This is a genomic window from Aestuariivivens insulae, assembly GCF_022662195.1.
Classification (GTDB): Bacteria; Bacteroidota; Bacteroidia; order Flavobacteriales; family Flavobacteriaceae; genus Aestuariivivens; species Aestuariivivens insulae.
On record NZ_JAKMCS010000012.1, the window covers coordinates 35,478 to 59,384 of the forward strand.

The following is a 23,907-nucleotide window of genomic DNA, read 5'->3' on the forward strand; positions in this document are numbered from 1 at the left end:
TACCGAAAAGCCCAAACCCCTTATCATTAAAGACGACAAGGACAGTTAAGCATGATGCTTCCGCTTAGTATAATTGAAACAAACTAACTTAACTAACTATGTGAGAGATATAATAAGCCTTTATGGCTACAAGAGAAAAGAATTTACAAATTAAGGACTATATAAAGAACATTTATTTACATTTGAATTGAACCATAATTGTCTAATTGATACCTATTAAATTTAAGTTTCCAAAAAACCATTTTAATAATAAGCTGAAAAATAGAAATCATTGCATCTTGACTTTTTACGGCAATCGGGATAAAAACAATTAATTTAAAAACCCTTAACTTGAGGTATAACGATATTTGATATCGGCACCAAATAGAATTTACAAATGGATACACCCGCATCATACTTAAATATGGCTATAAAGGCCTCCTTAAAGGCTGGAGAAGAAATCCTGAAAATTTATAACCGCGATTTTTCCGTAGCATATAAAGACGATAAATCGCCATTAACGGAAGCCGATTTAATTTCCAATAGTATTATTAAAGCTGAGTTACGGCATACTAGTATTCCTATTATAAGTGAAGAAAGTAAACAGGATTCTTACGCATTGAGAAAAACATGGAGCCAATGTTGGATTGTAGATCCTATTGACGGCACAAAGGAATTTATAAAGAAGAATGGGGAATTTACTGTGAATATTGCACTAGTAGAGAAAGGCATAACCCAATTGGGTATAATTTATGTGCCTGTTAGCAAGGAACTCTATTATACCGATCCCAAAAAATCCAGAGCATACAAAACTATTGTTTCTGATGTCAATGGGCCTTTAAACAGCTTTTTGTTCAGTGACAAGGATCTTATAAAACCCTCTATGGAGCAAGGAGAAACAATAAGAGTTGTTGGAAGCCGATCCCATATGAACCAAGACACATTAAATTATGTTAAGAGCTTGGAAAAGATTGGTAAACAAGTTGAAATAGTATCAAAGGGAAGTTCATTAAAATTTTGCTTGGTCGCAGAAGGAAAGGCCGATATTTACCCTAGGTTTGCGCCTACCATGGAATGGGATACAGCTGCGGGCCAGGCCATATGTGAGGCCGTTGGACTTAAGGTTATCGATCAACAAACCCTTAATCCCATACAATACAATAAAGAAAACCTAACTAACAATTACTTTTTAGTTTCCCAATAATACCTGATGCAAAACAGCATATATAAAAGACATATAGCCAAAACAATAACCTGGAGAATTGTAGGTACTATAGATACCATTTTACTATCTTGGATGATTTCGGGCAATTCATTAACTGGCCTAAAAATAGGAGGACTGGAACTAATAACAAAAATGATTTTGTATTATTGTCATGAGCAAGTATGGTATAAAGCAAATGTCACCAAAAGCCAAAAAAGACATTTTTTAAAGACCATAACCTGGAGAATCATAGGAACATTAGACACCATGCTATTAGCATGGATTATAACAGGAAATCCATTAACAGGGTTTAGTATTGGCATTGCCGAAGTGCTTACAAAAATGGTTTTGTATTATTTGCACGAACGTACCTGGTATAAAATAGATTTTGGTTTAGAAAAGAGAAGAAGGTCAAAACAATGACAAAAAACATCAGAAATCAGCAATACAAAATTAGCAGGGAAGAACGCCAAAAATTAAACGGGCATCATTCGTTTTTGGTTTTCTTTACTGGTCTGTCGGGAGCAGGGAAATCCACTTTGGCCAATGCATTGGAAGAAAAACTGCATGGAATGAAAATCCATACCTATGTTTTGGACGGCGACAATATAAGGCGGGGCATTAATAAAAATTTAGGGTTTTCTCCTGAAGACCGATCTGAAAACAATAGAATTATAGGTGAAATATCCAATCTGTTTATAGACGCAGGTATATTGGTTTTAGCCGCTTTTGTGGCGCCCTATAAAAAGGACAGGGATTTCATTAAGGAAACAGTGGGTGAAGACCATTTTATTGAAGTTTTTGTTAACACCAGTTTGGAAGAATGCGAAAGAAGGGACACTAAAGGGTTATACCAAAAAGCTCGAATTGGGAAAATTAAAAACCTAACCGGCATTTCGGCTCCTTATGAAATACCTGAAAACCCAAACATTGAAGTGTCCCATTTAAACACCATTGATGAATCTGTAGAGATTATTTTCCAATATATTAAAGATAAATTGGATTTAAAATTAACTCATCCCGATAAAACACTTTGAGGTAAATCCTTTTTTAGCGGAATATCGCCTCCTGTTTCCTGCGAATAGATGCTTTTATTTCATATCAAATAAAATGCATAAAAACAAAAAACACTGAAAATCATACGATTAACAGTGTTTTATTCCTAGTTGATACTAGGTTCGTCGGGGTGGCAGGATTCGAACCTGCGACCTCCTGCTCCCAAAGCAGGCGCGATGACCGGGCTACGCTACACCCCGAAAAATGTAAACTTCGTTGTGTAGTTTACCCCGAGCGAAGTCGAGGGGCTACACCCCGGACTGAGTGTTAAGAAAATGTCCTATGAACATTTCTAGCGAAAGGACCAGCCGGCGGGAAGGCCTTTTAATCGCTTTACTCAAGTCTTTAAATGCGGAGAGACGGGGATTCGAACCCCGGCAACACTTACGCGTTGACAGATTAGCAATCTGCTCCATTACCACTCTGGCACCTCTCCTATATTATATTAAGAACCTACGCAATAAAATTGCGGTTGCAAATGTAATTTATATGAACATAGAACGCAACTATTTTTTTACTTTTTTAAACATTTTATTCTGGGTACTCAATTCGTAAATGGTAAATGTTTGCTAGCTTGTGCTTTAACACCTTTTTAATTGATTCTATTTCTTTAAAAGTGATGTTCGCATTTAAAAATTGTTCCTCCTCTATCTGCTTATCTATTATGTTTTCTACAAAAACATCTATCTTAGTTGAAGTTGGTTCTTTTAAACTTTTAGAAGCCGCTTCCACACTATCACACATCATTAAAATAGCCGTTTCCTTACTAAAAGGCTTTGGTCCTGGATAACTGTAATCCAATTTATCCACAATAACATCCTGTAGCTCCTTTTCCTTCATATAAAAATAATACACTATGCTTGTGCCGTGGTGGGTTCTAATGAAATCAATCACCCTATCCGGTAGTTTATTTTTTCTCGCTATTTCTATCCCGTTAATAACATGATCAACAATAATTTTAGCACTCTCCCTAGATGAAAGTTCGTCATGAGGGCTAATTCCTGTAGATTGGTTTTCGGTAAAATAGGTTGGATTTTTCATCTTACCAATATCATGATATAATGCCCCCACCCTAATCAACATGGCATTGGCACCTACTTCATTAGCGCAAGCTTCAGCTAGATTTGCCACGTTTAAAGAGTGATGAAACGTCCCAGGCGCCTTATTTGATAACTCTTTTAGTAACTTAGAATTGGTATCCGATAATTCCAAAAGAGAAACATCAGACACCAGGCCAAACAATTTTTCGTAAGCATAAATTAATGGCTGTACGAACAAAGTTGCCAAACCGCACAAAATAAACCATGCAAAAGTCTCCCATTTTATGGTTTCTACGGTTCCTTCATGAATTACAAAAAACGCGAAGTAAGCCACGATATATATTAACGTAATCTGCCCTACCGAAATAAACAAATTGGCACGCTTATAAAGTTCTGAAACGGTAAGAATGGTTACAATACCCGCTATAATTTGAAGGAACATATACTCGTAGCTATTAGGTACAATAAACCCTAATAACAATACCGTAATAACATGAGCAAACAACCCTAACCGGGCATCGAAAAAGGCTTTAAATACCAAAGGCAATATACAAATAGGAACAACATAGATGTATTTTGAATTGTAATTAACCACCAGCGTTGTTATGAATATGATAAGGAAAATATTAAAGAAGATGAATGTCACCTTAGTATTGTCATCGAAAACAGATTGCCTATACTTTCTTAAAAACAATAACAGCATCAATAAAGCCAAAGCAACCAATAGTGTATAGGCAAACAGTATCCAATTATAATTGGATGCGCTCCAAACTTGGGATTCGTATTCAGACTTTAATGAATTTAAAAGCAGATACTTATCACCTTCAACAATTTCACCCTTGGAGATGATTAAAGTCCCCCTTTCTACACTTCCCCTGGCATATGAAATATTTTTATATTCATCCTGCAAAGCTTTATCGGTAAATGATTTATCAAATGACAGATTGGGTTCTATGATGTCAAAAAACAAGGAAACAAAACTACTTTTATAAGCTTCTAGGTTTTTAACCAATAAGCTGTTAGTTATAACATCCGATATGGCATCTGGTTTTATTAAGTTTGAAAAAAACGTTTTTTCTGTTATCGTTCTACTGTTTAGAATGACCACAGGTTTTTCATCAGGAAAATCATAGGCCTGATCCAAAATACCATTTTTATACAGCTTCTCAATAGTTGCCTTACCTACATTAAACAAAAGGTTACGATCCAATCTTGGAATAGTATCTGAAAAAACGTTGTTGAATTCGGTCTCATAAGCCCCTTTAACCTTATTAACAACAATACTATCCAAATTAAAATACAAAACTGCATTATTGGCTATTGTTTCTTTCTCTGCTTCAATTTCTTCATTGGATTTTTTAATGGCAAAATCAAAAGGGGCATATAAATTTTCGGATTGCCAAGGTTTTCCTTTTTCAAAATTGTATTTAAACTTTCCACTCTTAGGGAATAAATACACAATTAAAAATGTAGCACTTATAAAAAGCAATCCTTTGTATATTAAGGAATGGTTTCTGTAAAGTTTGTTTATTAGGTCTTTCATCTATTCACTTTTATTACTTTTATCCCGATAGCTATCGGGAATTAGATGTAACCCCTTTAAGCCAGCTGGCAAGTTTCATGTTTAAACTTACGTATATAATATTTATATATGACCGTTACATGAAAAGAATTCAAGTTTTTCAAAAATAATAAAATAATGGGGGCTTTTTGATTTTTTATATTAACTGATTCGTTCGCCTTAATAGTAAAAAAATCCTTATTTTCGCAAGTATCTAACTCAATGCTATTTTAATGAATAAAGACGTTGTAATAGTTTCGGCTATAAGGACTCCAATAGGTAGTTTTTTAGGAGGATTATCGACTGTCCCCGCTCCTGTTTTAGGAGCAACAGCCATTAAGGGCGCTTTGGAAAAAATTAACCTCAACCCAGAAATGGTTGATGAAGTTATTATGGGACAAGTAGTTCAGGCTGGCTCTGGACAAGCACCTGCCAGACAAGCGGCCATTAAGGCCGGCATACCCAATACGGTGCCATGTACAACCGTAAACAAGGTGTGTGCTTCTGGTATGAAAGCTGTAATGCAAGCAGCTCAAGCGATTATGCTTGGCGATGCAGATGTTGTTGTTGCTGGTGGTATGGAAAACATGAGCCTGATTCCACATTATTTACACGCTCGTAATGGCAATAAATTTGGTCCTATATCATTGATCGACGGTATGCAAAAAGATGGCTTGGTAGATGCCTACGACCAAAATGCCATGGGCGTTTGTGCCGATGCCTGTGCTCTTGAATACAACTTTTCTAGAGAAGAACAGGATGCCTATGCCGTACAATCATATAAGCGTTCTGCTGAAGCTTGGCAAACCGGAAAATTTAACAATGAAATTGTTCCTGTTGAAGTTCCACAACGTCGTGGTGAGTCTATACTTGTTGCCGAAGATGAAGAGTACAAGAATGTTAAGTTGGATAAAATACCACAGCTTAGGCCAGCCTTCACAAAAGAGGGCACCGTTACAGCTGCTAATGCCTCTACCATAAATGATGGTGCTGGTGTTATGGTATTAATGAGTAAAGATAAAGCTGAATCGTTAGGCTTAAAGCCACTCGCAACCATTAAGGGTTATGCTGATGCTGCACAGGAGCCAAAATGGTTTACCACGGCTCCAGCCAAAGCCTTACCCAAAGCTTTGGATAAAGCTGGAATAACTCTAAAAGATGTGGATTATTTTGAATTTAATGAGGCCTTTTCAGTAGTTGGGCTTGCCAATATGAAAATACTAGGGCTTAACGATAACAATGTAAATGTCAATGGTGGCGCCGTTTCATTAGGACACCCACTGGGATGTTCTGGAGTTAGAATCCTTATTACACTTCTTAATGTATTAGAACAAAACAATGCTAAGATTGGAGCAGCAGCTATTTGCAATGGTGGTGGCGGTGCTTCGGCAGTTATTATTGAACGCAACTAATTTTTAATGCAATACGGAATTTGTAATTTAAGCATTGTTCCTCTAAGGCTCGACCCTTCAGATAAAAGTGAACTCGTATCACAAATACTCTATGGTGAGTATTTTAAAGTTATAGAACCGCGCAAATCTTGGAGTAAAATTAGACTGGACTTTGATGGGTATGAAGGTTGGATTGACAATAAGCAATATACCGAAATTGATAAGGACCTATATAACACCCTAAAAAAGGAAAAACCTAGGCTTACTGCCGATTTGGTTGAATTTATCCAGGACGAAAATCACCAACTCCATCCCATATTAATGGGGTCTTCCCTAAATGGTTTGCCTGTATTAAAACACCATTTTGATGGTAATGCCATTGAAGGTAAGATGGCGAAAAGCAACCTTATAAAAACGGCATTCCTATATCTAAACACGCCATATTTATGGGGTGGCAAAACCCCTTTCGGAATTGATTGTTCTGGTTTCACACAAATGGTATATAAACTTAATGGCTATAAACTGTTGCGTGATGCCTCACAACAAGCCACACAAGGTGAAGCCCTTAGTTTTATTGAAGAAAGCGAACCAGGTGATTTGGCGTTTTTTGACAATAATGAAGGGGAAATAATTCATGTGGGCATTATCATGGAAGACAACTATATTATACATGCCCATGGTAAGGTAAGGGTTGACCGATTAGACCATTCTGGGATTTACAATGTGGATAAAAGAATGCATACCCATAAACTTAGAGTCATAAAAAAGATTATATAAAAAAGCCGCATGCACTTCGAGAACCTCAGCGACCATACGGCTTTAATTTTTATTTAAAAGAGGTGTTTATTGCCCCTCCAAAGTTTCTACCTTAGCTTTCAATGCTTTGTAGTTGGCAGTATCGCCAGTAACACTATAAATATTCATTAAGGTTTTAGCGGCATTAATATTTTCTGGATCAATTTCTAATGCTTTTGATAAATACGGTATAGCATCTTTATATAACTGTTGACGCTCTTCTTTTAGCTCCTCATATCTTTTGTCATCTTCTTTAGAGGTCCCCAACCCATTCATTTCTTGAATAAGTGGCTCTTCACGGCTTAACACTAGAGCTGCCATATTAATATAAGCGTTTACATAATTAGGATCTAACTCAATAGCCTTTTTGTAATACTTCTTGGCATTTTCTTTATCATCAGATTCTGAAGCTATAACGCCCAAGTTGTATTGTAATTCTGGATTCTTAGGATCCATTTTTGTTGCTTCTTCCAAAAGCTCCTTAAATTTATCCTTATTGCCCATCTTATAATGCACATTAGCTTCACTAAGAATAAGGTTTATATCCTCTGGACTCTCTGCCCTGGCATCTTTCATAGCTTCAAGAGCCTTTTCGTTATTGCCCTCACTTACATAAATAAGAGCAACATTCTTAACTATTTCTGCTTTTTTAGATTCTGTTTTGCGCTCTCCTGGCTTAATATGGGTACCACTTTTTACATATAAATCCCTAGTGGTTTTGTCTAAAACTTCCTCTTCTCCAGTTTCCTTATTAGTCGCATAATATTCTGTAGCAACGCCTGTGTAACCTATCTTTTTTAATTCTTCGTATAATTTTAAAGCCCTATCGTATTCTTGGACGTTAACTGCTGTCGCTGCTGCATAATAAAGGAACAATGTATCTTTTGGAGAAGTTCTAAAGGCATGTTCGAAATGTTTTGAAGCCTTCGAAAAATCTTTTGCTTCATACGCCTTGTTTCCTTTAGTTAATATATTATTGGTCATTTGCTGTTTAATCTCAGCTATTTCTGATCCGTAAGCCCCATCAACCTTATTAAAGCTTTCTAGTGCTTGATCAATATCTTGATTAGAACCTGCTCCTCCTGCATAGAGGGCTTGCCCCAATAAATAATAGTATTTTGCCTTATTCTTTTCATCCATTGCAGACATTAAAGCCTTAGCTTGGTTTAAAGCCGCTTTAGCTTCTGCATAATTAGTCCCTTTAATAGCTTTTTCTGCTGTTTTCAACTCTTTCTTTTGCGCAAATGAAAATGCGCCAATCGAAACAGCTAAAGCTACGATAACTTGTTTTTTCATGAGTGTGTTTAAATTTATTGTTTTTTATCGGTTATATGTAACATCCATGTGTCCTTATACTATACGATAAAGGTCTTAGCATGGATGTTCCATTTTAAAATAATATTAGCTTTTAACTTTCTGCTTTATTTTCGTCCAAATTACTATCAAGAGTTGTGCCACCCTCCGAATCATTAGCATTTTCAATAGCTTCAGCATCTTCAACTTCATCATCTTCATGCATTACTTTTGCAACAGCAGCTATGGAATCACCATTTCTAAGGTTGATTAGTTTAACACCTTGTGTTGCCCGGCCCATCACCCTTAAATCTTCAACAGCCATACGAATAGCTATTCCAGATTTGTTGATAATCATTAAGTCATCTGCATCAGTCACATTCTTAATGGCCACTAAATTACCTGTTTTCTCTGTAATTGAAATGGTTTTAACTCCTTTTCCACCTCGGTTGGTAATTCTATAATCTTCTAAACTAGAACGTTTACCATAGCCATTTTCAGAAACAACCAATATATTGCTTTCCATATCGTCTACGGCTATCATTCCAACTACTTCATCACTATCGTTGGCTAAAGTAATACCTCGAACCCCTGAAGCATTACGCCCCATAGGTCGCGTTTTGGCCTCCTCAAAACGAATGGCTTTACCCGATTTAAGTGCCAACATCACTTGGCTATTACCGGTGGTTAGTTTGGCTTCCAGTAATTCATCGTCCTCTTTAATGGTAATGGCATTAATACCATTGGTACGTGGGCGCGAATATTGTTCTAAAGACGTTTTCTTTACCTGTCCGTTTTTAGTCGCCATAATAACATAGTGGTTATTAATATAATCTTCGTCCTTAAGGTCTTGCGTACAAATAAATGCCATGACCTTATCGTCCTGTTCTATATTAATAAGGTTTTGGATAGCACGTCCTTTAGACGTTTTACTACCTTCTGGGATTTCGTAAACACGCATCCAGAAACACTTTCCTTTTTGTGTGAAGAACAACATATATTGGTGATTGGTCCCCACAAACAAGTGTTCTAAAAAGTCTTCGTTACGCGTGGTTGATGCCTTTTGCCCAACGCCACCTCTGTTTTGTGTTTTATATTCGGTAAGTGAAGTACGCTTTATATAGCCCGCATGGGAAATGGTAATTACCACTTTTTCATCTGGAATCATATCCTCAATACTTAAATCACCTCCAGCATATTCTATAATTGAACGACGCTCATCACCATACTTTTCCTTAACCTGAAGCAATTCTTCCTTAATGATTTCCATACGACGCTCTTTCTTGTCTAAGATATCTTTTAAGTCTTCGATGGTCTTTAATAGCTCTTCATACTCTAAGCGTAACTTATCTTGCTCTAAGCCTGTAAGCTGTCGCAATCGCATTTCAACAATGGCCTTCGCTTGAATTTCGGATAATTTGAAGCGTTCCATTAACTTTTCGCGTGCTTCATCGGCATTGGATGATGCTCGAATTAATGCAATAACTTCATCTATATTATCAGATGCTATAATTAATCCTTCCAGGATATGGGCACGTTCTTCAGCCTTACGTAATTCATATTTCGTACGTCTAACCACAACCTCATGCCTATGCTCCACAAAATAATGGATCAAGTCCTTTAGATTGAGCAGTTGCGGACGACCGTCTACCAAAGCAATATTGTTCACACTAAACGACGACTGTAAAGCCGTATATTTATATAACTTATTAAGAACGATATTAGGAATGGCATCACGCTTCAGTACATAAACTATACGCATACCATTTCTATCGGACTCATCACGAATAGTTGAAATACCTTCTAATTTCTTTTCGTTCACCAAATCGGCAGTCTTTTTAATCATATCTGCCTTATTGACCTGATAAGGGATTTCGGTCACTATAACACATTCCCTACCATTAACTTCTTCAATATTGGCGTTTCCGCGAATCACTATTCTGCCACGACCTGTTTGGAATGCTTCCTTTACTCCATCGTAACCATAAATGGTCCCTCCAGTTGGAAAATCTGGTGCCTTTACATATTTTATGAGTTCATCGACTTCAATAGTATTATCCTCGATATAAGCCACTGTACCATCTACAACTTCAGAAAGGTTGTGGGGTGGCATATTGGTAGCCATTCCAACCGCAATACCAGACGCACCATTTACCAGCAATCCAGGAATACGCGTTGGCAAAACTGTTGGCTCTTGTAAGGTGTCGTCGAAATTTAATTTATGGTCTACAGTTTCTTTGTCGATATCTGCCAACATGTCTTCCGATATCTTGCGCATACGTGCTTCGGTATAACGCATTGCTGCTGGGCTATCGCCATCTATCGATCCAAAGTTACCTTGACCATCAACAAGCATGTAGCGCAAACTCCATTCTTGTGCCATACGCACCATAGCATCATAAACCGATGTATCTCCATGAGGGTGGTATTTACCTAAAACCTCACCAACTATTCTTGCAGATTTTTTGTGAGCTGAATTCGACCTTACTCCCAATTCGTGCATACCATAAAGTACGCGTCTATGTACTGGTTTTAAACCGTCTCTAACATCTGGTAGAGCACGTGACACAATGACCGACATTGAGTAATCAATGTATGCCGATTTCATTTCATCCTCAATATTAATAGGGATCAATTTTTCTCCTTCTGCCATATATTATTTAATTAAATTTTATCAATTTTTCAAAACATGCTAATATAAGTATTTCATTAGTTATACTAAGCTTTTCCAGCGTATTTTTTTGATGGTTTTTATTAACAATTTAAGCAGCTTTTTTAGTTAATAAGTATCTGCCAAAATGTTTTGATTTTATAAAGATTTTTTCGTCAATTAGCATTTTAAGGTATAGTTTTTGCCTTTAGTAACTATTATTAGTATTTTTAATGCAGAAAGGAGACTATTATGGATGATAATTTTTCACCTAGGGTAAAAGATGTAATTGCTTATAGCAAGGAGGAAGCATTACGTTTAGGCCATGATTTTATTGGCACAGAACATTTAATGCTTGGTTTATTAAGAGATGGCAATGGTAAGGCTATTAATATACTTAATGCTTTAAATGTAGATTTAAACCACTTAAGACGTAAGGTAGAAATTTTAAGCCCTGCCAATCCCAATATTTCTGCTTCTTCTAACGAAAAAAAGAACTTACATTTAACACGGCAGGCCGAACGTGCCCTTAAAACAACTTTTTTAGAAGCCAAACTGTTTCAGAGTACTTCCATTAACACGGCACACCTGTTACTTTGCATTCTAAGAAATGAAAACGACCCAACTACAAAACTTTTAAATAAACTAAAAGTTGACTACGACAATGTTAAAGAACAATTCAAACTTATGATTACAAACGACAGTGACTATATAGAACCTAAATCAGAGTCTTTCCAAGACGATGATTCAGGCACTGAAGAAGCTTCAGATAAGGACAATATTTTTAATACCCCTACAAGCAAGTCTAGCAAAAAATCCAAAACCCCTGTTCTAGACAATTTTGGGCGCGATTTAACTGCATTGGCAGAAGATGGTAAGTTAGACCCTGTAGTAGGTAGAGAAAAGGAAATAGAACGTGTCTCACAGATTTTAAGTAGACGCAAGAAAAACAATCCCCTATTGATTGGCGAACCTGGTGTTGGTAAATCTGCTATTGCCGAAGGATTAGCGTTGCGTATTACCAAGAAGAAAGTATCCCGTATTCTATTCAACAAACGGGTGGTTACACTCGATTTGGCAAGCTTAGTAGCTGGCACAAAATATCGCGGACAGTTCGAAGAACGCATGAAAGCCGTTATGAACGAACTTGAAAAGAACGACGATGTTATTTTATTCATTGATGAAATCCATACCATTGTTGGTGCTGGCGGCGCTACAGGAAGTCTAGACGCCTCAAATATGTTCAAGCCTGCTTTAGCAAGAGGTGAAATTCAATGCATTGGCGCAACTACCTTAGATGAATACAGACAATACATTGAAAAAGACGGTGCCCTGGAAAGACGTTTTCAAAAGGTTATCATTCAACCTACTACGGTTGAAGAAACCATTGAAATCCTTAACAACATTAAGGGCAAATACGAAGAGCACCATAACGTCGATTTTACCCAAGAAGCCATTGAAGCTTGTGTGAAATTGACCAATCGTTACATGACAGAACGCTTTCTGCCAGACAAAGCCATTGATGCTTTAGACGAAGCTGGATCGCGCGTACACATTACCAATATTCAAGTTCCTAAACAAATTATTGAACTGGAAAAGAAACTTGAAGATGTTAGGGAAACCAAAAACTCGGTAGTAAGAAAACAAAAATACGAGGAAGCCGCTAAATTAAGGGACGACGAGAAGCGTCTTGAAAAAGAATTGGCCATTGCCCAAGAAAAATGGGAAGAAGAAACAAAACTCCATAGAGAAATTGTTACCGAAGACAATGTTGCCGATGTGGTATCTATGATGACAGGAATACCCGTAAACCGGATTGCACAAACCGAAATCAATAAACTGGCACAATTGCCAGACTTAATAAAAGGTAAGGTTATTGGCCAGGATGAAGCCGTTTCTAAAGTCGTTAAGGCCATTCAGCGCAACCGAGCTGGACTTAAGGATCCTAACAAACCTATTGGTTCGTTTATCTTTTTAGGTCAAACCGGAGTTGGTAAAACACAATTAGCCAAAGTACTATCGAGAGAACTTTTTGATAGTGAAGACGCACTGGTCCGCATAGACATGAGCGAATACATGGAAAAATTTGCCATTTCCAGATTAATTGGTGCGCCTCCCGGATATGTTGGTTATGAAGAAGGCGGGCAGCTCACCGAAAAAGTAAGACGCAAACCCTATGCGGTAATCCTTTTGGATGAAATTGAAAAAGCCCACCCCGATGTGTTCAACATGTTGTTACAAGTATTGGACGATGGTTATTTAACCGATAGCCTGGGCAGAAAGATTGATTTTAGGAACACTATAATCATTATGACATCTAACATTGGAGCCAGAAAACTTAAGGATTTTGGAACTGGTATTGGATTTGGAACCGCTTCGCAAAAAGCACAAGAAGATGCCAACGCAAGAAGCGTGATTGAAAATGCCCTTAAAAAATCGTTTGCTCCAGAGTTTTTAAATAGAATTGATGATGTAGTGGTATTCAATCCGCTTGAAAAAGAAGACATCAATAAGATTATTGATATCGAACTGGAAAAACTTCTGGCAAGAATAAAAGGCTTAGGTTACAATCTTACCATAACCAATAATGCCAAAGATTATATTGCGGAAAAAGGATTTGATAAACAATACGGAGCCAGGCCATTAAAACGCGCCATTCAAAAGTACGTTGAAGATGCATTGGCTGAAGAAATTGTAGCATCCCATTTACAAGAGGGCGATAGCATAAAAATAGATTTAGACAAGAAAAATAATGAACTAAAAATATCTATTGAAAAAGCCGAAAAGCCTACAGAATCTGAATAAAGAACACTTTTAAACATTATTAAAATCCTACTTTCAATTTGAATGTGGGATTTTTTTTTTGAAAAAACTGTAACAAAAAAATAATTCGCTAATCTATAGAGTAACAATTTGTTTTATTGACACCAACCCAATTAAATACTGAGCAGCTAATAGCACTTTGTAAGTCTGGAGACCAATCTGCGCAATTGGAAATTTATAACAGATACTACAAGGCCATGTACAATGCTTCCATAAGGATTATAAAAAACCAATTTGAGGCAGAGGACATCATGCAAGATTCATTTTTAATGGCGTTCACAAAACTGGATACCTTAAATGATCCTAAAATTTTTGGTTCATGGTTAAAACGAATTGTTATAAACAATAGCATACATCACTATAACAAAAACAATAAAAACAACCATGTTCCCTTAGATGATGTACTATACAAGATTAAAGAAGAAACCAATGGCTTTGACAGTGCTTATGATTTTAGAAACCTAAAAGCCAAACAGGTTTTAAATGCAATGAAATTACTAAAGGATAATTACAGGATTGCGCTAACCTTAAATTTAATTGAAGGCTACGATTATGAAGAAATAAGCGACATTATGAATATCTCTTACACCAATTGTAGAACAACCATCTCAAGAGCAAAAGAGAGTTTAAGGCAAAAATTACAAGCCTCAATTGCTTACTAAATCATTTGATTATGGACAAGACAACTTTAGACGATATATTTAAAAACCTAGAACATGATTTTGATACTGAAAATCCCGAAACTGGGCACGAGGCGCGCTTTTTAAAAAAACTTAAAGACCAGGACGCTCCAGTAATTAAAGTAAACAACACAAAAAAATACAACTGGAGATCTTTTGTTGGGATTGCGGCATCCATTTTACTTCTAATAACCATTGCTTTTGGCATGCAGCAAGAAACAGAAACGGGTGATTTAGCTAGCATATCTCCCAAAATGGCAGAAACGCAAGGTTTTTTTACTGCAACTATCGATGAAGCGCTTAATAAACTAAAAGCAGAGTCAATTCCTGAAGTTCAGAGCTTGGTACAGGACGCTTTAAATCAAATCAAAATATTAGAAACAGACTACGAAAAACTCAAAACCGATCTAATTGAAAGCGGTGATGACAACCGCGTTATTTATGCCATGATTTCAAACTTTCAAAATCGTATAACTATTTTGAAAAATACTTTAGAACAAATTGATACGGTAAAACAATTAAATGATACATCAAAACATTTAAACGAATCCCATATTTAGATTACTAAAACATTATATTTTTTCACAACAATTAAAAAACGAACACATGAAACGAGCACTACATTTTAAAACCCTAGTTACATGCTTAATGTTGCCCTTATTCATTTCTGCCACATCTGTTATAAAAGATAAGCATAGCAAGACTAAAACTATAAACAAGGAATTTTCGGTTAATGCAGATGCTAGCTTAAAAGTAAAAAACAGCTATGGCAACTTAGACATTGTTACCTGGAACGAAAACCGAATTGTTTTTGAAATCACCATTACCGCTTCTGGCAAAGATGAAGAAAAAGTAATGGAAAAATTAAATGCTGTAGATGTAACCTTTTCAGCTACAAAAGATTTGGTTGCCGCAGAAACTAAATTCAACAAGAAAAGCTCTAAATCTTGGTGGGATTGGGGAGGCAAAAGCAAGGTTAACATAAAGGTAAATTACGTGATTAAAATGCCCATATCCAACCATGTTAATTTAAAAAACAATTATGGCAATATAAACTTAGAGAAACTAGAAGGTAAGGCCACAATACATTGTGATTATGGAAAAATAACCACTGGTGAATTAATGGCAGATGATAACGCTCTCGAATTTGACTACAGTAAAGGCTGCTACTTTGAATATATAAAAAGCGGAAGTATAAATGCCGACTATAGCGAATTCACCGTTTCGAAAGCCCAAAAAATTGACCTTAATGCAGATTACACCAATTCAAAAATTGAAATAGCGGAAGACGTAAATTACAATTGTGATTATGGCAATATCAAAATAGATAAAGCAAACAATATAGTTGGAAATGGCGATTACCTAACCACTATTATAGGAGATGTTTACAAAAGCGTTACCCTTAAAGCAGATTATGGCAATATTAAAATAGGTAGAATGGATGAACATGCAACGAATGCTACCATCGACTCCGACTATACCGGTATAAAAATAGGTTACGATCCAAACTATAATTTTAAATTCAACTTAGATTTAGATTATGCGTCTTTTACAGATAAGGACGGACTAACCGTCACCAAAGAAACCAAAAACTCTGTTAGCAAATTATACCAAGGATATCATGGTAACCAATCATCAAATAATGTCATAACCATTAAATCAGATTATGGCAATGTAACCTTTTTCAAAAATTAAATGCATCATCAGCAAACAACGGACAGTAACAAAAAAACCACTCAAATTGAGTGGTTTTTTAATAACTTATTTAAACCTTTAATTGACTGTATAAACCTTTAATTCCTGTAGAACATTACTAGTAATATTATCGTCTGCATCATAAACAGTACCTTCAACTTTTACCACACCTACATCCTTAGCAAAATAATAAACATAATCTACAGTAGCAGTGCTTGCTGGCAGACCTTCTATTGATGTTACCTGCTTAAACCCAAGCTTAATAACATTAGAGAACGTTACTCCATTCGACTCTACAGATATGTTTTTGTCCAAAATTTCGCAATCAATATTATAATTAGACTTAACATCTGGTAAGTTAGGTACACCATCAGCTATTGGAGCATAAGATGTTACCACATCAAAACTAGTACTCCATTTCCCTCCTACATCAAGATAATCCCTTAAAATTATATAATCATAAGCGCTTTGGGTTACTTTATAAGTTTGAGGTATTTCTAATGTCATTTCACTTATCGCAATGTGATAATCCCCATTGTGCTTATGTGTGTAATATTTAACATTAATATTTTCAAGACCTGTGCCATCAGTACCCTGTGCAGCTCCTATAAAGTTACTGTAATAATATCTTGAAACCCCTAGATAGTCTTCTACTCCACCTATTTTCATAGTCGATTCTGGCTGGGAAACACCATCAATCTTTTGATTGTAAGTCCAACTGTTCTCCACATTCATAGGCCAATAATCACCAGATGCTGAAGGCTCCTCTCCACAATCTCCCAAGGCATCAACCAATAATTGAAAACTACCATCTGGATCGCCACATACCGCTATTTGATCTTCTAGAGCAGCCTTATAGGCTTGGCATAGCACTATATAATTTTCATCTGACGGCACTACCGTTGCATAATTCAATGCCGCTGCTGCTAGATTTTGAGTCGCTTCTTCACAAGACGGAACTTCTTCAGGTACATCCCCTTCATAAGGCTCTATATTACAAGAGAAAAAAAACGAAACAAGTACAATGGTAGCAAAAAAAGACTTCAAGTGGTTAAAATTCATAATGTAGATTTATTTCTACAAACATACTAATTAATATTATTTTTCGGATACTTTGTCTTACCTCTTTGACACTAAAAACGGATTCAAAAACTTATCTAAAACCACCCTTGATCCAGACTCAATTACCCCACATACATTGCTCTATAAGGGAATTGCATACGTATGCTTTATCTCCCCCATAACAAAAGTACTATGAGCACTTCCTACACCTGGGATATTACCCAAGCGATCCAATACAAAACTTTGATACTCTTTCATATCGCTAACCCGAATTTTTAAAAAAAAGTCGTAATCTCCAGAAATATTGTAGCACTCTACTACTTCTGGAAGCGCAAGGATCCCCTCTACAAATTGATTTCCTATTTTACGTGTGTGTTCCTTTAATGAAATATTACAAAAAACCATTAAGCCTTTATTTAACTTCTCTGCATCTAAAACAGCTACATAGTTTTTTATATATCCAGCCCTCTCCAACTTCTTAACACGCTCAAATACAGGCGTTGGAGATAAATCCACTTTAGCCGCCAATTCTTTAATGGTTAAATTAGACTTTGCCTGTAATATTTTCAAAATACGCATATCAACAGTGTCCAGCTGCAATACAGATTTTTTTTCTATTAACCCCATCCTTATTTAGTTTGAAAAGATTTTTATTCTGATATATCTATCAAATATAGATATTATATTCAAATAACTACATATATCATTCTTTTTCATTCTTTAAATTTAATTTTGAACAGTCATTAACACTAATAATATTTTATGAAATCTACCATTTTAGGATACCCAAGAATTGGAAACAAACGCGAACTTAAAAAAGCCTGTGAAGCTTTTTGGGCTGGAAAAATAGACGAAACGGCACTACTGCAAACCGGAGCTGAAATAAAAAAACAAAATTGGCTTCTGCAGGAAGAATTAGGGCTTGATTTAATTCCATCCAACGATTTTTCTTTTTACGACCAGGTTTTAGACACCTGTTTAATGGTTGGATGTATTCCAACACGCTACAAAAACATTGCTGAAAATAACTTTTTAGAGCTCTATTTTGCAATGGCCCGAGGTCTTCAAAAAGAAGATATCGATGTAACCGCCATGGAAATGACAAAATGGTTTGACACCAATTATCATTATATCGTTCCTGAATTTGAAAAAGGACAAACTTTCGAATTCTTTTCAAAAAAAATTATCAACGAATATACCGAGGCACTGGAACTGGGAGTTAAAACAAAGCCTGTACTGGTAGGCCCTGTAACATTTCTTTTGTTAGGAAAGGAGAAAGAAGCAGGGTTTCACAGATTGGATTTATTAAGTGAGCTGCTGCCTGTTTACCTTGAAATAATTCAAGAACTAACAAACTTAGGAGTTGAATACATACAATTTGATGAGCCTTGCCTTGCCCTAAATCTTAATTATAAAGAACAACAAGCTATTAAATCCACTTACGAACAAATAAACACCAAATTCCCAAAGCTAAAAATATACCTAGCCAACTATTTTGACTGTTATGGTGATAATTTAGAGATTGCCCTTCAATTACCGGTAGACACATTGCATCTGGATTTGGTAAGGTGCCCGCTTCAACTTGATGACATTCTGGAGTCTAAACACTTTAACCCTAGCACTAAATTATCCTTAGGGCTTATTAACGGAAGAAACGTTTGGAAAAATAACTTTGAAGCGTCATTGAAAATTATAGAAAAAGCATCCTCTAAAATTCCTTTGGATAATTTATGGATTTCGGCTTCTTGTTCGTTACTACACACACCTTACGACCTAGACCTAGAAACCAATTTACCATCCGAAATAAAACAATGGCTGGCCTTTGCAAAACAAAAACTTAATGAAATAATAGCGCTTAAAAACCTGTCCTTACCAGAAAACGATGCCTATTTATTCCTTTTTGAGGAAAATAAGCTGGCCAACTTAACAAGAAAAAAATCAAAATTAATTCACAACCAAAACGTAAAAGAGCGCATTGCAAACCTAGAAGATTCAGACAGCCATAGAGCAAGTAATTTCAAGGTACGGCAAACAAAACAAAAGCATGCGCTTAACTTACCTTTATACCCAACAACTACCATTGGTTCGTTCCCACAAACAAAAGAAGTTAGAAGTTGGCGGTTAAAACATAAAAAGGGGCTGTTATCCCAAACAGAATACGACGCCCTAATTGCAAAAGAAATAGAGGCCTCTATACATTTTCAAGAAGATATAGGACTGGATGTACTTGTTCATGGTGAATTTGAGCGTAATGATATGGTTGAATATTTTGGAGAAAAATTAAACGGATTTGTCTTTAGTGACTTTGGATGGGTACAAAGCTACGGTAGCCGATGCGTAAAGCCCCCTATTCTATTTGGTGATGTATCCCGCAACAAGCCTATGACCGTAAAATGGTCTTCCTACGCCCAGTCGTTGACCAACAAACCATTAAAAGGTATGCTAACCGGTCCTGTAACCATTTTGCAATGGTCCTTTGTTAGGGATGACCAACCCAGAAAAATTACCTGCAATCAAATAGCCCTAGCCATTAGGGACGAGGTTGTTGACCTTGAAAAGCATGGTTTAAAAGTAATACAGATTGACGAACCCGCTATTAGAGAAGGCCTACCGTTAAGAAAAGAAGACTGGGCTAACTATTTAAACTGGGCCGTTAAAGCGTTTAGAATTTCAGCCAGTGGCGTTAAAGATGAAACCCAAATCCATACCCATATGTGTTATTCTGAATTTAATGACATTATAGCGAGCATTGCCGATATGGATGCCGATGTCATCACCATTGAAACCTCACGCTCTGAAATGGAACTGCTTGATGCCTTTGTTAATTTTAAGTATCCCAATGAAATAGGACCTGGAGTTTACGATATTCACTCGCCGCGAGTACCAACGCTAGATGAAATTGAGCAACTTCTTATAAAAGCTAAAAACGTACTGCCAAAAGAGCATATTTGGGTAAATCCAGATTGTGGCTTAAAGACCAGGAATTGGCCAGAAACCAAAAAAGCTTTAGAGAATATTGTAAAAGCTGCTAATAATCTAAGAAAGCTGGAAACTGAACTAGTATAGCCCAAAAGCCACGCTTCAACTAAGAAAGCCTAAATTCTGAGTTAAAACAACTCAGCATTAGGCTTTTCTTTTTTCGGCACCCTAAACAATAAAATAATGCCTAATAAAAAGAAAATGACCAAAAACAAAATAGCATTTCGCATGCTTCCCGTAAACTGGTCAATAGTGCCATAGATAACCATACCAATAACAATACCTATTTTTTCGGCAACATCATAAAAACTAAAATAGGATGTTGTGTCCTCTGTTTCTGGTAAAAACTTTGAATATGTCGATCGTGCTAAGGATTGTATCCCCCCCATAACCATCCCCACAATTCCTGCGGCGATATAAAAATCAAAAGGTGTAATCATAAAAAAAGCATAAACACAAAGCACCATCCAAATAACATTTACCCCTATAAGTGTTTTTATGTTACCAAACTTTTCAGACGCCTTCGATGTTAACGTTGCCCCTATAACAGCAACCAGTTGAATAACCAAAATACTAACAATCAATCCCGTAGTTTTTTCTTCAGCACTAGCCCAAGCAATCTCTTCCTCTCCAAAAAATACCGCAACCAACATTATGGTCTGGACTGCCATACTAAACACAAAAAAAGCATACAAATAACGCTTTAACCTCAAGTCTTTCTTTAAATCCTTCCAAACCAATCGCAATTCATTAAAGCCATTAAACAAAATAGCTTTAGTTATTTTATGACCTTCTGAAACACCTTTTGGCAACCAATAAAATGTATACTGGCTAAACAACGCCCACCATACACCAACAGTTATAAACGAATAACGCATCATTTGCATTTTAGCTTCACCTGACTCTTGACTCATTACCATTGCTAAATTTATTATCAATAAAACAACGCTACCTATGTACCCCATTGAAAACCCTTTAGCACTAATACTATCCTGTTGTTCTGTATATGCAATATCCGGCAAATATGAATTATAATACACCAAACTTCCCCAATAGCCTATTAGGCCCATGAAGTAAAATAACAAGCTTAAATGAATATATTCCAAGCTAAACCAGTACAAGCCAATACAGCCTGCACTTCCTAAATAGCAGAAAAACTTTAGAAACGTTTTCTTGTTACCTATATAATCGGCTACACCAGATAATATGGGTGAAATAAACGCCACTACCAAAAAAGTAAATGCCGTAACAAAAGTGATTAACGCCGTACTTTTAAACTCAAAACCAAAGGCTTGTACTTGTTTAACTTCAGTAAGAAATAATGCCGAATAAAAAATAGGGAATATAGATGATGCTATCGTTAAGGTATATACCGAATTTGCCCAATCGTAAAACGCCCATGCGTTAAGAAGCTTTTGGCTTCCTTTTTCAAGTTTTCTCATAAAAAAAGCTGTCTAAATTGACAGCTTCTAAAGTAAACAAATATTTTATTTTAGTCATACAAACTATTACCTAAATGAGGTAACCCCAAATTTTCTAGCTTCTTCTTTTGCTTTGGGAGCCCATTTGGTCAAGTTACTTATTCGCGTTTCATTGGAAGGGTGCGTGCTTAAAAATTCTGGTGGTGTCTGCCCGCCACTACTAGCTTTCATGCGTTTCCATAGCTCTGCCGCTTCATCAGGGTTATACCCTGCAACAGCCATAAGGTATAACCCTATTTGATCGGCTTCGGTTTCATGACTTCTACTAAACGGTAACATAACCCCTACTGTAGATCCTACTCCATAGGCTTGATTAAATACATTTCTTTTTTCTTCATCTTTAATGACAACATTTCCGGCCACAGCTCCTACCTGCTGTAACATGCCTGCGCTCATACGTTGCTGCCCATGGTTTGCCAAGGCATGTGCTACCTCGTGTCCCATAATGGCCGCCACACCGGTTTCATTTTTGGCGATAGGCAAAATACCGGTATAAAACACTATTTTCCCTCCTGGCATACACCAAGCATTAACGGTTTTATCGTCGACCAAATTATACTCCCATTTATAATCCTTTAAATAACCGTGATTACCGTTGGCATTTAACCAACGTTCTGCTGCTACTGCAATACGCTGGCCTACCCTGGTTATCATTTCGGCGTCTTTTGTGCCTTTAACCACTTTGTGCTCACTTAAAAAATCATTGTATTGGGCAAACGAGGTAGGGAACAACTGGGAATTTGACACTAAAGCCATTGTCTTTTTACCTGTAAATGGATTGGTCGCACAAGCCATAATTAATACAGCTGAACTTATAATTAACAAAGTCTTTTTAATTTTCATTACATCAATTTTTAATTTTATTTAATGTTAAAAATACAAAACATCTATATATACAACAGACACTTTTTATTTTTATTGGTCACAAAAATTTATTTAATTTGAATATTGATCAATACAACATGTTAGGTATAAATTAGGTTTTCGACTTAGTACAAACAAAATCCATACCATGAATAAAATCATAATTATACTGTCGTTTATACTAATATGCAATTGCAATTCTTCTGCCCAAAAGCAAGCTGAAAAATCCAATACCAAATACAAGGTTTCCAAGACAGAAGCCGAATGGCAAAAACAATTAACGGATTTGGAATATTACGTTTTAAGGAAAGCGGGTACAGAACGTGCTTTTTCCAGTCCTTTAAACAACAACTACGAAAAGGGCATTTATGTTTGTAAGGCTTGTGAAACACCTTTGTTTAAAAGTGAACACAAGTTTAATTCCGGAACGGGTTGGCCTAGTTTTGACCAAGAGATAAAAGGCAATGTAGCATACGCCAGCGGCAATACCAATAGCTTTTATGGCATTGAAGAGCATTGCGCCACCTGTGGTGGTCACTTAGGACACATTTTTAATGATGGCCCCAAAGACACTACGGGTAAACGCCACTGCATAAATGGTGTTGCCATAAAATTTATTCCAGAAAAAGATAATTAGAGCGCTCTAAAAATTATTTTAATGCCCAAAATCTCATTACCGTTTGGAAATTGGGATTTGAAATTTTATTTTTATTGAATGGAAAGCTATCTCACAAGTATTATTAAACAATTTGAATATTATAAAAGCTTAGGTGATAAAACCTTTAGCCAGCTAAATTTTGACGACCTACAAAATGAAATTGCAAAAGATGCCAACTCTATCGCCATAATAGTGAAGCACATGTCTGGTAATATGTTAAGTCGATGGACTAATTTTTTAACTGAAGACGGAGAAAAAACCTGGCGACATCGGGATTTGGAGTTTGAAGACAGCTATACTTCCAGAGAAGAGCTTCTTGATACTTGGGAAAAAGGGTGGCAATGCTTATTTGATACCATAACACCTTTAAAAACTGAAGACCTAGAAAGGATTATTTATATTAGAAACCAAGGGCATACAGTTACCGAAGCCATAAACCGACAATTGGCGCACTATGCTTACCATGTTGGGCAAATTGTTTTTTTGGGAAAAGTCTTAAAAGGTAAAGACTGGAAATCGCTTTCAATTCCTAAAGGGGACTCTAAAAGTTTTAATCAAGAAAAATTCAGCAAAGAAAAGACCAGAACACATTTTACTGATGATCTGTAAAACAACCTGTTTTCTACTCAATACAAGACAGGAAACTTTTTGGCCCTCATTAATACCACCTCGTTTCAGTTACAGGCTAGAAAGCAA

The 23,907-nt window shown here is 36.3% G+C and carries 19 protein-coding genes and 2 tRNA genes; 12 read left to right on the forward strand and 9 right to left on the reverse strand.

Features of this window, described 5'->3' with window-relative positions; translation table 11 throughout:
• Positions 1 to 376 precede the first annotated feature (376 nt).
• Genes cysQ through cysC form a run of 3 tightly spaced genes read left to right on the forward strand, consistent with a single transcriptional unit; the run spans position 377 to position 2,220 of the window.
• A complete protein-coding gene (gene cysQ / locus MR062_RS13695) occupies positions 377 to 1,183 on the forward strand; it encodes a 3'(2'),5'-bisphosphate nucleotidase CysQ (RefSeq protein WP_242205236.1) in 807 nt (268 codons plus the stop codon).
• Positions 1,184 to 1,189: 6 nt separating this feature from the next.
• Positions 1,190 to 1,606: a DUF2061 domain-containing protein gene (locus tag MR062_RS13700; RefSeq protein WP_242205238.1), complete on the forward strand. Its 417-nt coding sequence runs from the start codon at positions 1,190 to 1,192 to the stop codon at positions 1,604 to 1,606.
• Entirely contained in the window at positions 1,603 to 2,220 is a 618-nt protein-coding gene (gene cysC, locus MR062_RS13705) for an adenylyl-sulfate kinase (protein WP_242205239.1), read from the forward strand. The genes MR062_RS13700 and cysC overlap by 4 nt, the downstream gene beginning before the upstream one ends.
• A gap of 144 nt (positions 2,221 to 2,364) precedes the next feature.
• Here the strand turns inward: cysC and MR062_RS13710 are convergent.
• The 3 genes from MR062_RS13710 to MR062_RS13720 all read right to left on the reverse strand — a co-directional run bounded on the left by MR062_RS13710 (position 2,365) and on the right by MR062_RS13720 (position 4,822).
• Positions 2,365 to 2,439 (reverse strand) — tRNA-Pro (locus MR062_RS13710).
• A 152-nt stretch (positions 2,440 to 2,591) separates the two neighbouring features.
• Positions 2,592 to 2,675, reverse strand: a tRNA-Ser gene (locus tag MR062_RS13715).
• Between the two features lie 95 nt (positions 2,676 to 2,770).
• Positions 2,771 to 4,822 carry an HD family phosphohydrolase gene (locus MR062_RS13720; RefSeq protein ID WP_242205241.1) on the reverse strand — a complete coding sequence of 684 codons (2,052 nt, stop codon included), beginning with the start codon at positions 4,820 to 4,822 and terminating at the stop codon, positions 2,771 to 2,773.
• Positions 4,823 to 5,073: 251 nt separating this feature from the next.
• On the opposite strand from MR062_RS13720, the gene MR062_RS13725 reads away from it, so the two are divergent.
• Together MR062_RS13725 and MR062_RS13730 are read left to right on the forward strand one after the other, a co-directional pair.
• Entirely contained in the window at positions 5,074 to 6,252 is a 1,179-nt protein-coding gene (locus tag MR062_RS13725) for an acetyl-CoA C-acyltransferase (RefSeq protein ID WP_242205243.1), read from the forward strand.
• Positions 6,253 to 6,258: 6 nt separating this feature from the next.
• Complete coding sequence (locus MR062_RS13730) at positions 6,259 to 7,008, forward strand: C40 family peptidase (protein ID WP_242205245.1); 750 nt, start codon at positions 6,259 to 6,261, stop codon at positions 7,006 to 7,008.
• A 66-nt stretch (positions 7,009 to 7,074) separates the two neighbouring features.
• On the opposite strand, the gene MR062_RS13735 is transcribed toward MR062_RS13730, so the two are convergent.
• A complete protein-coding gene (locus MR062_RS13735; RefSeq protein ID WP_242205248.1) occupies positions 7,075 to 8,322 on the reverse strand; it encodes a tetratricopeptide repeat protein in 1,248 nt (415 codons plus the stop codon).
• A gap of 112 nt (positions 8,323 to 8,434) precedes the next feature.
• The gene (gene gyrA, locus MR062_RS13740) at positions 8,435 to 10,972 is read right to left on the reverse strand and encodes a DNA gyrase subunit A (RefSeq protein WP_242205250.1); all 2,538 of its coding nucleotides are present in this window, start codon (positions 10,970 to 10,972) and stop codon (positions 8,435 to 8,437) included.
• A 249-nt stretch (positions 10,973 to 11,221) separates the two neighbouring features.
• On the opposite strand from gyrA, the gene MR062_RS13745 reads away from it, so the two are divergent.
• From MR062_RS13745 to MR062_RS13760, 4 genes are all read left to right on the forward strand, one after another.
• A complete protein-coding gene (locus tag MR062_RS13745) occupies positions 11,222 to 13,774 on the forward strand; it encodes an ATP-dependent Clp protease ATP-binding subunit (protein ID WP_242205252.1) in 2,553 nt (850 codons plus the stop codon).
• 116 nt (positions 13,775 to 13,890) lie between these two features.
• A complete protein-coding gene (locus MR062_RS13750; RefSeq protein WP_242205254.1) occupies positions 13,891 to 14,454 on the forward strand; it encodes an RNA polymerase sigma factor in 564 nt (187 codons plus the stop codon).
• An 11-nt stretch (positions 14,455 to 14,465) separates the two neighbouring features.
• Positions 14,466 to 15,032 (forward strand): hypothetical protein, encoded by a 567-nt coding sequence (locus MR062_RS13755; RefSeq protein ID WP_242205256.1) that lies wholly within the window; start codon positions 14,466 to 14,468, stop codon positions 15,030 to 15,032.
• A 46-nt stretch (positions 15,033 to 15,078) separates the two neighbouring features.
• On the forward strand, positions 15,079 to 16,167 hold the full coding sequence (locus tag MR062_RS13760; RefSeq protein WP_242205258.1) for a DUF4097 family beta strand repeat-containing protein: 1,089 nt from the start codon (positions 15,079 to 15,081) through the stop codon (positions 16,165 to 16,167).
• 78 nt (positions 16,168 to 16,245) lie between these two features.
• On the opposite strand, the gene MR062_RS13765 is transcribed toward MR062_RS13760, so the two are convergent.
• Complete coding sequence (locus MR062_RS13765; protein ID WP_242205260.1) at positions 16,246 to 17,229, reverse strand: hypothetical protein; 984 nt, start codon at positions 17,227 to 17,229, stop codon at positions 16,246 to 16,248.
• A 141-nt stretch (positions 17,230 to 17,370) separates the two neighbouring features.
• Positions 17,371 to 17,856 carry an Lrp/AsnC family transcriptional regulator gene (locus MR062_RS13770; RefSeq protein ID WP_242205262.1) on the reverse strand — a complete coding sequence of 162 codons (486 nt, stop codon included), beginning with the start codon at positions 17,854 to 17,856 and terminating at the stop codon, positions 17,371 to 17,373.
• Positions 17,857 to 17,991: 135 nt separating this feature from the next.
• Here MR062_RS13770 and metE point away from each other — a divergent pair, with 135 nt between their 5' ends.
• Positions 17,992 to 20,295 (forward strand): 5-methyltetrahydropteroyltriglutamate--homocysteine S-methyltransferase, encoded by a 2,304-nt coding sequence (metE, locus tag MR062_RS13775; RefSeq protein WP_242205264.1) that lies wholly within the window; start codon positions 17,992 to 17,994, stop codon positions 20,293 to 20,295.
• Positions 20,296 to 20,336: 41 nt separating this feature from the next.
• Here the strand turns inward: metE and MR062_RS13780 are convergent, their stop codons facing one another.
• Both MR062_RS13780 and MR062_RS13785 read right to left on the reverse strand, forming a co-directional pair.
• Entirely contained in the window at positions 20,337 to 21,650 is a 1,314-nt protein-coding gene (locus tag MR062_RS13780) for an MFS transporter (protein WP_242205266.1), read from the reverse strand.
• 66 nt (positions 21,651 to 21,716) lie between these two features.
• Entirely contained in the window at positions 21,717 to 22,532 is an 816-nt protein-coding gene (locus tag MR062_RS13785) for a M48 family metallopeptidase (RefSeq protein WP_242205268.1), read from the reverse strand.
• 169 nt (positions 22,533 to 22,701) lie between these two features.
• Here MR062_RS13785 and msrB point away from each other — a divergent pair, with 169 nt between their 5' ends.
• Both msrB and MR062_RS13795 read left to right on the forward strand, forming a co-directional pair.
• Positions 22,702 to 23,190: a peptide-methionine (R)-S-oxide reductase MsrB gene (gene msrB, locus MR062_RS13790; RefSeq protein WP_242205270.1), complete on the forward strand. Its 489-nt coding sequence runs from the start codon at positions 22,702 to 22,704 to the stop codon at positions 23,188 to 23,190.
• Positions 23,191 to 23,268: 78 nt separating this feature from the next.
• A complete protein-coding gene (locus tag MR062_RS13795) occupies positions 23,269 to 23,820 on the forward strand; it encodes a DUF1572 family protein (protein WP_242205271.1) in 552 nt (183 codons plus the stop codon).
• The last annotated feature ends 87 nt before the right edge of the window (positions 23,821 to 23,907 follow it).

Bases quoted from the DNA above. Each gene is read 5' to 3' on its own strand.
- cysQ (WP_242205236.1), top strand. From the start codon at position 377: ATGGATACACCCGCATCATACTTAAATATGGCTATAAAGGCCTCCTTA.
- MR062_RS13700 (WP_242205238.1), top strand. From the start codon at position 1,190: ATGCAAAACAGCATATATAAAAGACATATAGCCAAAACAATAACCTGG.
- cysC (WP_242205239.1), top strand. From the start codon at position 1,603: ATGACAAAAAACATCAGAAATCAGCAATACAAAATTAGCAGGGAAGAA.
- MR062_RS13720 (WP_242205241.1), bottom strand. From the start codon at position 4,822: ATGAAAGACCTAATAAACAAACTTTACAGAAACCATTCCTTAATATAC.
- MR062_RS13725 (WP_242205243.1), top strand. From the start codon at position 5,074: ATGAATAAAGACGTTGTAATAGTTTCGGCTATAAGGACTCCAATAGGT.
- MR062_RS13730 (WP_242205245.1), top strand. From the start codon at position 6,259: ATGCAATACGGAATTTGTAATTTAAGCATTGTTCCTCTAAGGCTCGAC.
- MR062_RS13735 (WP_242205248.1), bottom strand. From the start codon at position 8,322: ATGAAAAAACAAGTTATCGTAGCTTTAGCTGTTTCGATTGGCGCATTT.
- gyrA (WP_242205250.1), bottom strand. From the start codon at position 10,972: ATGGCAGAAGGAGAAAAATTGATCCCTATTAATATTGAGGATGAAATG.
- MR062_RS13745 (WP_242205252.1), top strand. From the start codon at position 11,222: ATGGATGATAATTTTTCACCTAGGGTAAAAGATGTAATTGCTTATAGC.
- MR062_RS13755 (WP_242205256.1), top strand. From the start codon at position 14,466: ATGGACAAGACAACTTTAGACGATATATTTAAAAACCTAGAACATGAT.
- MR062_RS13760 (WP_242205258.1), top strand. From the start codon at position 15,079: ATGAAACGAGCACTACATTTTAAAACCCTAGTTACATGCTTAATGTTG.
- MR062_RS13765 (WP_242205260.1), bottom strand. From the start codon at position 17,229: ATGAATTTTAACCACTTGAAGTCTTTTTTTGCTACCATTGTACTTGTT.
- MR062_RS13770 (WP_242205262.1), bottom strand. From the start codon at position 17,856: ATGGGGTTAATAGAAAAAAAATCTGTATTGCAGCTGGACACTGTTGAT.
- metE (WP_242205264.1), top strand. From the start codon at position 17,992: ATGAAATCTACCATTTTAGGATACCCAAGAATTGGAAACAAACGCGAA.
- MR062_RS13780 (WP_242205266.1), bottom strand. From the start codon at position 21,650: ATGAGAAAACTTGAAAAAGGAAGCCAAAAGCTTCTTAACGCATGGGCG.
- MR062_RS13785 (WP_242205268.1), bottom strand. From the start codon at position 22,532: ATGAAAATTAAAAAGACTTTGTTAATTATAAGTTCAGCTGTATTAATT.
- msrB (WP_242205270.1), top strand. From the start codon at position 22,702: ATGAATAAAATCATAATTATACTGTCGTTTATACTAATATGCAATTGC.
- MR062_RS13795 (WP_242205271.1), top strand. From the start codon at position 23,269: ATGGAAAGCTATCTCACAAGTATTATTAAACAATTTGAATATTATAAA.